This window comes from Finegoldia magna (genome assembly GCF_003182075.1).
In the GTDB taxonomy this organism is placed as follows: Bacteria; Bacillota; Clostridia; order Tissierellales; family Peptoniphilaceae; genus Finegoldia; species Finegoldia magna.
This window is the reverse complement of record NZ_QGTH01000004.1, coordinates 20113-33752: the sequence shown is the minus strand read 5'-3', so window position 1 is coordinate 33752 and position 13640 is coordinate 20113. Positions and strand designations below refer to the sequence as shown.

At 30.8% G+C, this 13640-nt stretch carries 12 protein-coding genes; 1 reads left to right on the top strand and 11 read right to left on the bottom strand.

What is annotated here, in order from left to right:
* Positions 1 to 9: 9 nt before the first annotated feature.
* The 9 genes from DES33_RS02380 to hflX all read right to left on the bottom strand — a co-directional run bounded on the left by DES33_RS02380 (position 10) and on the right by hflX (position 8553).
* Positions 10 to 894 (bottom strand): DNA-3-methyladenine glycosylase family protein, encoded by an 885-nt coding sequence (locus DES33_RS02380; protein ID WP_094224786.1) that lies wholly within the window; start codon positions 892 to 894, stop codon positions 10 to 12.
* Positions 894 to 2159, bottom strand: coding sequence for a Glu/Leu/Phe/Val family dehydrogenase (locus DES33_RS02375; RefSeq protein ID WP_094224787.1), 1266 nt, complete (start codon positions 2157 to 2159; stop codon positions 894 to 896). Before DES33_RS02375 ends, DES33_RS02380 begins: the two co-directional genes overlap by 1 nt.
* A gap of 4 nt (positions 2160 to 2163) precedes the next feature.
* Positions 2164 to 3561: a glycine--tRNA ligase gene (locus DES33_RS02370; RefSeq protein WP_094207239.1), complete on the bottom strand. Its 1398-nt coding sequence runs from the start codon at positions 3559 to 3561 to the stop codon at positions 2164 to 2166.
* A 228-nt stretch (positions 3562 to 3789) separates the two neighbouring features.
* Complete coding sequence (locus tag DES33_RS02365) at positions 3790 to 4383, bottom strand: SOS response-associated peptidase (protein ID WP_227930681.1); 594 nt, start codon at positions 4381 to 4383, stop codon at positions 3790 to 3792.
* Positions 4384 to 4413: 30 nt separating this feature from the next.
* Positions 4414 to 5160, bottom strand: a complete 747-nt coding sequence (gene lgt, locus DES33_RS02360; RefSeq protein WP_110057972.1) for a prolipoprotein diacylglyceryl transferase — start codon at positions 5158 to 5160, stop codon at positions 4414 to 4416.
* Positions 5161 to 5162: 2 nt separating this feature from the next.
* Positions 5163 to 5888: a YebC/PmpR family DNA-binding transcriptional regulator gene (locus tag DES33_RS02355; protein ID WP_110057971.1), complete on the bottom strand. Its 726-nt coding sequence runs from the start codon at positions 5886 to 5888 to the stop codon at positions 5163 to 5165.
* 12 nt (positions 5889 to 5900) lie between these two features.
* On the bottom strand, positions 5901 to 6626 hold the full coding sequence (locus DES33_RS02350) for an NAD+ synthase (RefSeq protein ID WP_110057970.1): 726 nt from the start codon (positions 6624 to 6626) through the stop codon (positions 5901 to 5903).
* A gap of 39 nt (positions 6627 to 6665) precedes the next feature.
* Positions 6666 to 7310 (bottom strand): YigZ family protein, encoded by a 645-nt coding sequence (locus DES33_RS02345; RefSeq protein WP_110057969.1) that lies wholly within the window; start codon positions 7308 to 7310, stop codon positions 6666 to 6668.
* Positions 7297 to 8553, bottom strand: coding sequence for a GTPase HflX (gene hflX, locus DES33_RS02340; protein ID WP_110057968.1), 1257 nt, complete (start codon positions 8551 to 8553; stop codon positions 7297 to 7299). Before hflX ends, DES33_RS02345 begins: the two co-directional genes overlap by 14 nt.
* A gap of 127 nt (positions 8554 to 8680) precedes the next feature.
* Here hflX and DES33_RS02335 point away from each other — a divergent pair, with 127 nt between their 5' ends.
* Positions 8681 to 11596: a transglycosylase domain-containing protein gene (locus tag DES33_RS02335; RefSeq protein ID WP_110057967.1), complete on the top strand. Its 2916-nt coding sequence runs from the start codon at positions 8681 to 8683 to the stop codon at positions 11594 to 11596.
* A gap of 62 nt (positions 11597 to 11658) precedes the next feature.
* Here the strand turns inward: DES33_RS02335 and DES33_RS02330 are convergent, their stop codons facing one another.
* Positions 11659 to 12936 (bottom strand): sensor histidine kinase, encoded by a 1278-nt coding sequence (locus DES33_RS02330; RefSeq protein WP_110057966.1) that lies wholly within the window; start codon positions 12934 to 12936, stop codon positions 11659 to 11661.
* Positions 12936 to 13625, bottom strand: a complete 690-nt coding sequence (locus DES33_RS02325; protein ID WP_002836609.1) for a response regulator transcription factor — start codon at positions 13623 to 13625, stop codon at positions 12936 to 12938. The genes DES33_RS02330 and DES33_RS02325 overlap by 1 nt, the downstream gene beginning before the upstream one ends.
* Positions 13626 to 13640 lie beyond the last annotated feature (15 nt).

Here is a 13640-nt window from a genome sequence, read left to right as displayed (position 1 = left end):
TTCTCAAAGTTATTTTCCGATAGTATTTTCTCTTCCATAGTAGAATAAATATTGCTGTGCATATCCAGCATAATCTCCAAACAAATCGTCCGCGTATTTTGCAATTAAATTTTTATTTGTTTCTTCTTTAATAAACAAAAATTCCATAACTCGTTTAATCCACACATCAACTGGAAATGTACTATGTCTGTTGTATGAAAAAAGCATAATACAATCAGCAACTTTTGGTCCGACTCCTGGAAGTTTGATTAGTTCTTTTCTTAATTCTTCATTCGAAAATTTATCTATTTCTAAAATATCAAACTCGTTATTTGCAACCATTTTTGACACATCTACAATTCTTTTATCTCTGAATCCAACACGGCACACTTCTCTCATTTCTTCTACTGGTACCTTTGCTAAATCTTCAGGCTTAGGAAAAGAATACAATTTTCTACCGTTAAATTCTCCCAAAAAATTTCCGTAATTTTCACAAATTATATTTACGGATTTCATAATTCTAGGTATTTGATTGTTTGCTGAGATTATGAATGAAATTATTGTAGAAAACTTATCTTGATTTAATATTCTGATTCCATCACCATATTCTAATGCGTTTTTTAAAGTTTCATTGAAAGATAATTTTTCTTTGATTTCTGAATAATCTGTTTTCAAATCAAAATAATTTTCCCATTTTTTATAGTAATCATCTTCTGAACAGTTTTTGATATAAACGTAATCTCCAACCAAACTTACATTACAGTACATGTCACCATCAACAGTTGTATAGGACATATCGTCTTCTTTGTACCATCTAAACGCCTGCCCACACTCAAAAATGTGGGTAGGGTTAAAAGATGATTGTTTAATTTTAGTAAGTTTTAATTCATCATTAAATTCTATTTGTGTTTGCATTAATACCATCCGCGTATTTTCATTGTCTCGCTAATCTTTTTTATTGAATTTACATAGGCAGCTTGTCTCAATGTTATATTAAGCTTTTCAGATAATTCCCAAATTTCATCAAATGATTTATTAATCAATTGATATTCTTTGTCTCTGACTTCTTCCTCAGACCAATAATATCCTGCTTTATTTTGTACCCATTCAAAATAAGATACAGTGACTCCACCAGAGTTTGCCAAAATATCTGGAACAATAACTACATTTTTTTCATTTAAGATTTCATCTGCATCCTTAGTTATAGGTCCATTTGCTCCTTCGACAATAATTCCTGCTTTTATCAAATTCACATTTTCTGTAGTGATTGCATTTTCCAAAGCTGCAGGTATAATAACATCTACATCTGCTGAGAAGAAATCTTCTGTTGAAATTACTTCGCATCCTTCAATACTAGCAAAATCTTTTTCTTTAGTTTGAGAAATTTTAAAACATTCATCAAAGTTGAATCCGTCTTTTTTATAAATTGCAAATACTCCTCTTTGTTTGTTATACTCCATTATATATTTTACTTTCATGCCATGTTCAAGAACGTATTTTAATGTATAAATCCCAACATTACCTAATCCTTGTAATGCAACAGTTGTTTCTTCTAATTTTTTATTTAAATTTAGAACAGCTTTTTTAGCGCTCAAAGCTACTGAAAATCCTGTAGCTTCTGTTCTTCCCAATGATCCCCCAAACTCAATTGGTTTACCAGTAAAAGTTCCAATTTGATTAGTCCCAGTTAATTTGTTGTACTCATCTGCCATCCAACTCATAATTTTTCCATTTGTATTAACATCTGGGGCCGGAATATCAAAATCTTCTCCTAAATACTTATACATTCCATCAACAAATCCTCTGGATAATCTTTCCAATTCCCCTTCAGAAAGCTTTGATGGATCTACAATTATTCCACCTTTTCCTCCACCATAAGGTAGATTAGTTACTTGGCATTTAAAAGTCATCCATATAGACAAAGCTTTAACTTCATCCAAGTTGACATCTTCTCTAAATCTCAAACCACCTTTTGTAGGACCCATTGCATTATTATGTTGTGATCTATAGCCCTTAAACACTTTCATTGATCCATCATCCATTTTCACGGGAATATTTATTTCAATGACTCTGTAAGGATCTTTTAATAATTCATAAACGCTATCGTCTAATTTTAAAATTTCGCAAGCTTTTTTAATTTGATATCTTGCATTTTCCAACGGATTTAATGTTTCTGTCATATAATTAAAACTCCATTTCTTTATTAACAAATTTTATAATTTCTTCAACTGTCATTCTTTTTTGTTCCATAGTATCCCTATCTCTGATAGTAACGGTATTATCTTCTAAAGTATCAAAATCAATAGTTACACAATATGGAGTTCCTGCTTCGTCTTCTCTTCTATATCTCTTACCAATTGAACCAGCATCATCAAAATGAGTCATGAAATTCTTAGCTAATTCATTATAAACTTCCATTGCCTTATCATTTAATTTTTTAGTTAAAGGAAGAACTGCAACTTTATATGCAGCTAATGCAGGATGAATTTTTAAAACAGTTCTTGTAGAGTTGTCTTCTAATTGTTCTTCTTCATAAGCATCACACAAGAAAGATAAAAACATTCTGTCTACACCTACAGATGGTTCTATACAATATGGAATGTATTTTTCATTTGTAGTTGGATCCATATATTCTAGCTTTTCTCCAGAACCTTCGCTGTGTTTTGACAAATCGTAATCAGTTCTGTCTGCAATTCCCCATAATTCTCCCCATCCAAATGGGAATAGATATTCAAAGTCTGTTGTAGCTTTTGAGTAGAATGATAGTTCTTCTTGTTCGTGATCTCTAAGTCTTAAGTTTTCTTCTTTCATTCCCAAATTCAATAAGAATTCTTTACAGAAATTTCTCCAATATTCGAACCATTCCAAATCAGTTCCTGGTTCACAGAAGAATTCTAATTCCATTTGTTCAAATTCTCTTGTTCTGAAAATAAAGTTACCTGGAGTGATTTCGTTTCTGAATGATTTACCGATTTGACCAATTCCAAAAGGAATTTTCTTTCTTGAAGTTCTTTGAACATTCTTAAAATTCACAAAAATACCTTGTGCAGTTTCCGGTCTCAAATAAATTTCTGATTTGTTATCTTCAGTAACACCTTGGAAAGTTTTGAACATCAAATTGAATTTTCTGATATCTGTAAAATTGTGTTTACCACACTCTGGACATTTTATGTTTTCTTTTTCAATAATATCCAATAATTCTTGTTCTGATTTTCCGTCTAATCCAGTTATTTCTTCATTTTTTTCATCCATGAAATAGTCTTCAATTAATTTATCAGCTCTAAATCTAGATTTACATTCTTTACAGTCGATTAATGGGTCTGAGAATCCACCAACATGACCAGATACTACCCAAGTTTGAGGATTCATAAGGATAGCTGCATCCAAACCAACATTGTAAGGGCTTTGTTGGATAAATTTTTTCCACCAAGCTCTTTTTATATTATTTTTGATTTCAACACCTAATGAACCGTAGTCCCAAGTATTTGATAATCCTCCATAGATTTCACTACCAGGAAATATTATTCCCCTTGATTTACATAAGCTTACTATTTTCTCCATAGTTTTTTCTTCGTTTTTCATAAAACCCTCCATTTTTTTAAATAATAAAAAATCCCCGAAGTAAAACTTCAGGGACGAAATGTAATTTCCGCGGTTCCACCCTAATTATGATAAAACATCACTCTTAGAATTATTAGCTCCAGACTGCCGTTATAACTTGTTAATTTTCACCACACATTAACTCTCTGTAATTGTTATATTATTTATCTTTCTTCGCTTTTCAATATTCATATAAATTATATCATAAATTTACAAAAAAGTTAATTGACTGTCTGATAAATTTTCCATATCTAAGTCAATAAAATTATCCAACAAAAACTCGTGAATTTCTTTGGAATTTTCTCCGTGCAAATATGTTTGTTCAAAAGATTGCGGCAATATAATTGGCATTCTAGTATGAATTTCAGCTATTAATCCTTTTGCTTCTGTGGTAAGCATACTCACATGTCTTATACTTGTTTCTTGACTTTTGTATTCTCTGAAAATACCTGCGATAGAAAATATTTGTTGATTCGCAACAGTTAATCTATACTTATCTTTGTTTTTCTGATTCCACTCAAAAAAAGCAGTTGCAGGAATCAAGCATCTTCTGCATTCGAAATCTTCCTTGAAAAACTTTGAAGTATAAATCTTTTCAATTCTAGAATTTATTATAGATTTTTTCATAAAATCAACATCTATTCCCCACCTCATATGATCAAATTCGTCACATAAAGTTAAAATTTGTTGACCAGGAAATACTTCTGTTGTTGGATTAAATTTTGTGATTTGTTTTTTATTGTATCTTTTCAATAAATCAAGTTTACTTATATTCAGTTCAAATCTAGAACACAAATATATCACCTCTTTTATATTTGTAAAAAGCCAGATGAGTTACTTTTCATCTGACTTAATAATTTGCTTTTTGTATTTAATTTGTAAAATTATTCCTGCAATTACAATTGCAATACTCACTAATTGACTCACTCTTAATGCTCCAATGTACAAGCTATCAGTTCTTAGTCCTTCTACAAAAAACCTCAATATTCCGTATAAAATCATGTACAAACTTGTTATTTGTCCATCGAATTTTTTCTTGTTTTTAAATATATACACCAATAATAAAAATATTATAAAATCTCCTAGTGATTCATATAAGAATGTAGGATGAACTTTTACACCATCTATTGTAATTGCCCAAGGAAGATTAGTTGGAGTACCATAGGCTTCTTTGTTAATAAAATTACCCCATCTACCAATTGCTTGTCCCAATGCAATCGCAGGCATAAAAATATCCAGCAACTTTAAAAATTTAAGATTTTTCTTTTTACAAATAACGTAACAAGTAATAACTGCGGCAATTATTCCTCCATAAATCGCTAATCCACCACCGCGAATATCGATGATTTCTCCTAAATTTTTGGAATAATAATCCCATTCGAATATCACATAATATGCCCTCGCTCCTACAATTGCAAGAGGAAGTGCCCACACTAAAATGTCCAATATGGTATTTTCTGAAATATTTTCTAATTTGGCTAACCTTACAGCTACTACATAGCCCAAAATTACCCCTAAAGTAATCAATATTCCATACCACATTATATCTATTCCAAAAATAGAAAAAGCTACCCTGTCCATTTTTATTCGTTATCCCAGTTATGACTTACTTGTTGAACGTCATCACTATCTTCAAGATTATCGATTAATTTTTCCATTTTATCTATATTGGATTCGTCGTTAATTTTAACGTAATTTGATGGTTCATAAACCAAGTCAGATTTTACGAATTTATATCCCTTATCTAACAAAGTATCTCTTACTTGTGCAAAATCTTCCATTGCTGTGTTGATTACAAAAATTCCATCATCAGCTTCAAAATCTTCTGCTCCAGCATCTAAACTGTCCATCATGACTTCTTCTTCATCCAAGGATTCTGCGTCAATTAGTAATAGCCCTTTTCTTTGGAACATAAATGATACAGAACCATTTTGTCCAAGATTTCCACCGAATTTATCAAAATAATGTCTTACATCTGAAGCAGTTCTATTTCTATTGTCTGTCAAACATTCAACTATAACTGCAACTCCTTCTGGACCATATCCTTCGTATACTATGTTTTCATAGTTTGCAGAATCTCCATCTCCACTCGCTTTTTTGATTGCTCTGTCGATGTTATCGTTAGGCATGTTTTCCGCACGAGCTTTTTCTATAACAGATTTTAAGCTAGGATTATATTCAGGATCAGCTCCACCTTCTCTAACAGCAACAGTTATCGCTCTTGCCATTTTTGTGAACACTTTACCTCTTCTAGCATCTTCACTACCCTTTTTGTTTTTTATTTTGCTCCATTTATTATGTCCTGACATAAAATCACATCCTTAATATTTATTTCTATCGAACTCAAATGATTTCGCAAATTTTCTTTTATGTTCGCTTTGTTTAATTTTTTTATCAATCAAATTTTTAGACTTAGTTTCAGAATTATTCATCAAATAATTATCTAGCTCTTCGTAAGTAAATCCAAACTCATCTTCATCTGTTTGACCTTCCCACAAACCAGCGCTAGGTTTTTTATTAATAATTACATCTGGAACGCCCAAAACTTTTGCCATCTCAAAAATTTCTGTTTTGTATAAATTCAAAAGTGGCATAAGATCAGCTCCACTGTCGCCGTATTTTGTAAAATATCCAGTCATAAATTCGGAACGATTTGATCCGGATAATACCATATAACCATTATTTTGAGCATAATAGTACAACGTCAACATTCTAAGTCTTGGCTTAATATTTGATACTGCCATTTCTTCAGAAGTTTTTTCAAAAGTTTGTATCAATGCATCAAAACCATCATTCAAATCGACTTTTTTACAATTCAAATCAATCGCTTCTGCTAATATTCTAGCATCTTCTTCATCTTTTGGATTGCTTTTTATCGGCATAATCAAACCTAACGCGTTATCTCCAAAAGCTTTTTTGCACAAACACGCTAATACAGCGCTGTCGATTCCACCGCTAATTCCAAAAACCGCTCCTTTTAAATTAGCTGATTCGACTTCTTCTTTTATCCATTTTGTTATATCTTCACATAATTTTGCGTAATTCATTTTAATCCACCCTCAAATTTTATCACAATTTACATCATTTTAAAATATTAACTTACCATTTAAAGATGATTGGTAAGTAAATTCAATCATTGTAAACTTTATGTTATCGCTTGTTAAATCAATTAACTTATTTTCTATTTCTTCGTATTTATCTTCATCTAATAAAATATGAAAAACAACTTTGTCTGAATATTGCTTGTCAGCTACGTAAATATCATTATTCATCAAAAAATTTTCAATACTTCCAACATTGGTGTAATCAAATTCTATCTGAAAATTTCTAAATATTTTCTTATCTACAATAACCGACTCATTCAAACACTCACTAGAAGCTTTTGTGTATGCTCTTATAAGACCACCAGCTCCAAGTTTAATTCCGCCGTAGTATCTTGTAACAACTACACAAACATTAGTCAAATCTTCTTTTTTAATTACTTCAAGAATTGGAATCCCTGCTGTTTGGGAAGGCTCACCGTCGTCGTCAAATCTCTGAATTAATTTGTCCTCTCCAATGATATATGCAGAACAATTGTGAGTTGCATCATGGTATTTTGTTTTTATACTATCCACAAATTCTAAAGCCTCTTTTTCTGTTTCAACAAACTTACAATTTCCGATAAATTCCGATTTGTTAATTACAAAAGAAAAAGGTATGCTTTTGTGAATACTCCTATAATTTTTCATATATAAATTCCTCGTATTTTTCTATCTCTGATTCAGAAATCTCAACCTTAAGACGTACATCTTCATTGTTGTATGAAACATCTTCACATTTAAAATTTTGTAAAATTGTGTTCAGAACGTCCTGATGATCGTAGTCAAATCTCATTTTAACACATTTGTAATTGCCATATAATTCTTCTTGAATTTTGTACAATAACATTTCGATGTCTTCATCGTTAAAAGCTGATATCTTAACTTTATTTTCCAAATTATACGGGAAAATCACGTTAGGATTTTTATCAGATTTATTAAATACCGTAACCATTGGTTTGTCCAATACTTTTAATTCTTTTAATATATCCATCGTTGTAGTGATTTGATTGTCCAAATCAGAACTTGAAGAATCTAATATAAATAAAATCAAGTCAGAATGTTTCAAATCCAATAACGTTGACTTAAATGCTTCGATTAAATCTGTTGGAATATCTTTAATAAATCCAACGGTATCTATTACAAGGCATTGTTTTTTATTTGGTAATGTACATTTTCTCAAAGTAGTGTCCAGTGTTTTAAATAGTAAATCCTCTGTTTCAAACTCTTCCGTGTACTTATCTTTGTAGAAATTCACCAATTTGTTGGACAAAGTAGACTTACCAGCATTTGTGTATCCAACCATACTCACCATTTTTATATCAGATTTTAGTCTTTGTTTTCTCATGTTTTCTTGACTTTTATCAATACTTTTTAATTCTCGTTTTATATTGTCAATTTTCTTTTGGATTGTTCTTCTGTCTACTTCAAGTTTTGTTTCACCGGGACCTCTAGTTCCAATTCCACCACCAGTTCTGGATAAGTGATCTCTGAATCCAATTAATCTTGGAAGTCTGTATTTGTATTCTGCAAGTTCAACTTGTAGCACACTTTGTTTTGTTTTAGCTCTACTTGCAAATATATCTAAAATTAAATTTGTTTTGTCTACTATTTTAAGTCCAGTTATATCTTCCAAGTTTTTTATATTTGAACCAGATAGTTCTACATTAAATATCAAAGTTGTTACGTCCAATTTTTTTGCAGCATCTTTAATCTCCAGACATTTCCCTTTTCCTATGTAATATTTTGAATCAATAAAGTTTTTTCTAACTTCTGAAATTGCGCAGACTTCACCGCCAGAAGATTCAATCAAACTTTCCATTTCTTTTATATCTTCATCGTTTATTTTTTTGTTTTTAAATTCAAAATAAACTAAAATTGTTTTTTCTTTCATTGTTGCTCCTTTATTTATATTATATAATAATCTGTCTTTAAGTAAAATGTACTTCGTATTTCTAGGAATATATGTTGAATCTACACTTTGTGGTATAATAGTGTATATACATTTTATGGAGGAATTTATGAATAAAGATAAAAATATAATATTGAAATCCATAAAAATTTTAATATTATGTTTGATTTGTATATTTGCATTTGTAGGTGGATTAATCGGAGTAGCTGGAGTTCGAGCTATGCAATTAGCTCCAAAGGTTAATCCAGAGGAAATCAATAATATGATGAATCAAACATCAGAAATTTTGGATCAGGATGGAAATTTAATCGAGAAAATCAAAACCACTGAATATAGAGAGGTTGTTAAATTAGATAAGATACCAAAATACATGATGGATGCTTTCACATCTGTGGAAGATGAAAGATTTTACAAACACAACGGTGTGGATCCTATCGGTATCACATCAGCTATTTTTGATAATTTAAAATCTGGTTCTATGAAACGTGGAGCGAGTACATTAGCTCAACAATTAGCTCGTAATTTGTACTTAACGAATGAAAGGTCATTTGATAGAAAATTCAAAGAAGCTTATTTGGCAATGGAATTGACAAACTACTTAGGCAGAGAAAAATTATTGGAAACATATATGAATACTGTTTTCTTGGGACAAAATGCTTACGGAGTTCAAGCTGCCGCCGAAATTTACTTCAAAAAAAACATAGATGAATTAACTTTATCAGAATGCGCTACCCTTGCAGGAATCGTAAAGAGTCCTACTAACTTAGCATTATACAAGGCGATTGAACCAGGTCAAGTAAAAGATCAGTCAAAAATCGTCGGAGAAGTTACTTTAAGTGGTGAAACATACAAAGCTGTCTACAATCAACAAACTATCGACAGAAGAGATTACGTTCTTAAAAAAATGCTAGATAACAATAAAATCACAAAAGAAGAATACGACAAAGCTCTTCAAGAAAACATCGCAGCTAATATAAAACCGGGAATTAAAAACGTAGATAACCTGTCCAACTACTATTCAGATATTATCTATGAACAAGTTATTGCAAAACTTATCGAAAAAGGTTACTCACAACAAGAAGCTAAAAGCAAACTAATCAATGGTGGACTAAAGATATATTCATGTGTTGATATGAATATGCAAAGTAATTTGGAAAAATTATACGATAAAAAAGTCGATGATATTATCGCAGATGGTTCATCAGCAAATTTATTAAAATGGTCAAGCGATGACGGCAGAAACATTACAAACGCTTTAAATGAAGTTATTTATTTTAGAAAGAAAAATATAATCAATGACAACGATGAGTTCTTTATTTCACCAGATCAATACACTAAAAACCCAGATGGTTCTGTCACTTTTAATTATTCAAAATCAATTAAAGTAAAACAATATGGAAAATATTTGGATTTGAAAGATTATTACTCAGTAAACGATAGTAATAATTTGGTAACTCATAAAATATCTTCAATCAATATTGGTGGCAAAAATTTGAATACAGATGGTGAAGGTAACATCACAATCTCAAGCCAATATATAAAAGAAAATCCAAATTTAATCAAATACGACAACAATGACAATTTGATTTTTGCTAAGGATTTCTACACTATAAATGAGGATGGAATCAAACAACCACAATCATCAAGTGTGGTTGTCGATAAAACAACTGGACAAATCAAAGCTTTGGTCGGTGGAAGATATTCAGATAATAAAGATACTACTAACAGAGCATCTGATATTCCTAGACAAGTTGGTTCTAGTATGAAACCTTTAGGTGTATATACTCCAGCATTAGACAATGGATATTCCCCTGCATCAGGCTTAGATGATTTACCTCACTACAACGAAAAGCACGAATTATGGCCACAAAACTGGTACGAAGGTTATGAAGGTTTAGTTTCACTTAGACATGCTGTTGAAAATTCAATCAACGTTACTGCCGTAAAAGTTTTGGAAGACATTGGAATTGAAAAATCAAAAACTTATTTAGAAAAATTTGGATTGATTAATACAAAAAATCCTAAAGCCGATAATTATATAAGTGCAGCTGAAAACACTTCAGAAAACGATGAAAACACATCAGCAATGGCACTCGGCTCATTAACTAAAGGATTTACACCTGTTGAAATGGCGGGAGCATATAATGCTATTAATAACAGTGGACAATACAGAGAGCCTATTTCATTTTCAAAAGTTACTGATAGCTTAGGAAAAGTTATAATCGAAAATCCTCAAAAACAAAATGAAGTTGTAAGCCCTCAAATCGCATATATAATGAGAGATATTCTTAGAACTTCTACAGATTATAACTATTCAAAATATGCAAGATTAGACGGATTCGATATCGGTGGTAAAACTGGTACTACAACAGACTACCAAGACGTATGGTTCGTTGGAATGAGTCCTTACTACACAATTAGTACTTGGTTGGGATTTGATAATCAACAATTGAAGATGACTCAAATCAGTCAGAAAAAAGTTGTACAAATTTGGAGTGCAGTCAACAAATATACTTTGGAAGATAAAATTCCGATTAAGTTTGATGAGCCTGATGGAATTGTGCGAGTTAAAGTTGATACTTTGGCAAATAAATTGCCAAGCAAATATAGTTGGAGGGATCCTCGTGGAATTGTAAAAGAAGAAATTTACAAAGCAGGCACAGAACCTACTGAAGTTTCTGATTTATATGAATCTAAACGAATTGATGTTGTGGATGGAAAATTGGCAACTGACAATACTCCTCCTTGGGAATTAGGATGGGGAGTTTTCATAAAAAGAGATCCTCCATACAAACCATCAGAACATAACAACATTATTCCTAAAGACTGGAAATACAGTATGCCTGGTTATTCTGATAGAACAATCTTCAATATTTTTAAACCTAAGGATAAAAAAGATAAAAACAAAGATGACGAGGACAGAGACGACAAGGACGAAAAAGATAACGACAAGAAAGACGACGACAAAGAAAACAATAGAAATAATAGAGACCGAGATCGTAAACGTAATCGTGACCGTGATTAGTCAAATAATAGAAATAATTAAAAAAAGGTTAATTTTGGAAAATTCCAAAATTAACCTTTTTCTTATTTATCTATCTTTTTCTTTCTAGTAACTTTAAAATTAATCTCATAAACAAATCTATCTTCTTCAATTGATATTTTACTTGTTCCCCCAAGCAACTCTATCAAATTCTTCGCAATATATAAACCAAGTCCACTACCTTCAGAATGGCGAGACCTTTCCCCTCTTACAAATTGACCCATCAATTCTTCTGCACTAACCTCAATTTTATTCTTAGATATATTAGAGAATTTGAGGATAATATTGTCATTGACTACATCACATTCTCCGTAAACTTTTGTGTTAGGTTTGGAATATTTCACAATATTACTGAAAATATTTTCGATTACACGAGATAACTTTGCACCATCTGTCATCATCAAAACAGTTTTCCTTTTATCATTATATTCGAATTCCAATCCCATCTTATTGAAATCAGAATCAAATTGACCGTAAACTTGTAATACTAATTCATTTAGTTCCACAACTTCCATTTCAATATCAATATTTCCCGTTCCAGTTTTGGAAGCATAAATCAAATCTATTACCATTGTTTTCAATCTTTTAGCATTATATTCTAGAATTTCTATATATCTTTTCTTTTCTGATTCATCAGTTTCATGATTCAGCAAATCTACGTAATTTATAATGGAAGTTAAAGGCGTTTTGATATCATGTGAAATATTTGTGATTAGTTCCGTTTTCATTTTTTCTGAATTAATTTTATCTTGCATCGTGTTGATAACTGAATCATGCAAATGGTTTATAAGGTACACAGAATCTTTGTAAATTTCATCATCTATGAACACATCAATATCTTTTCCAGAATACATAGCCTCCACTTTTTTGTTAAGCAGTATTTTGCCCAGATTATTAATCAAAATTGATATGTAAATTTTCGCTAAAATTGCACCGATGAATACAATCCCAAACAAATTCCTGTTTGCAACCATAATAGTCGCCATCGTATACATCAAAAATATCAAAGTTAATAATGACTCAACATAAATGTTGTAGTATTTTCCTTTGAAATTACTTATGAATTGATATATTAAAAAAGCATTTTTCTTCTTTTTGTAAATAGTTCTTACAACCTTAACCATTGAATAAACGAAAGCAAACATAGTATATATCAACGTTATGGCAACCGAAAAATTATATACATTAATTATATTTTCAATAAAAAATGATACAGTGAATACAAGAATGAAGCCAAAACTAAAATACAGTAGTAGATCTACCAGTTGTTTTTCAACATAACCATCGATAGAACGAAAACTTTTTTTAATCCAATTTATCATTAAATGTCCTCTATCTTATATCCCATACCATATACAGATTTAATCAAATCAGGTCTTCTAGGATTGATTTCAACTTTTTCTCTGAGTCTTGATATATGGACTGAAACTATTTTTTTTACATCATAAGGTGGAGCTTCCCACACATTTTCATATATTTCTTCTGATGTGAATACTATTCCTTTGTTTTTCAATAAAAGTAAAATTATTCCGTATTCATAAGGAGTTAACTTTATTTCTTCACCATCAATCAATACTTCTTTTTTGTCGTCGTTGATTGTCAATCTTCCTGCTGAGAACACATTTCCATTTAGAGAATTGTCCTTGCTAAGTTCCAATCTTCTCAAACATGATTTTATTCTAGCCAATAATTCTACAGCATCGAAAGGTTTAGTAATATAATCATCAGCACCCAAATTCAATCCCATAACCTTATCATTCAATTCGCTTTTCGCAGACAAAATTATGATTGGTGCATTTGATACTTCTCTTATTTTTTGTGTTAGTTCTAAGCCGTCCATTCCTTCCATCATTATATCTACCAAAAATAAATCTATTTTATTCTTTTCCATTAATTCTAACGCATCATAGCCATTATAGGCTTTCAACACATTGTAATTATCTGTTTTTAAATATATTTCTATGGCTTTTACTATATCTTTTTCATCGTCGACAACCATAATATTGTACATAAAAATCACCTTCTC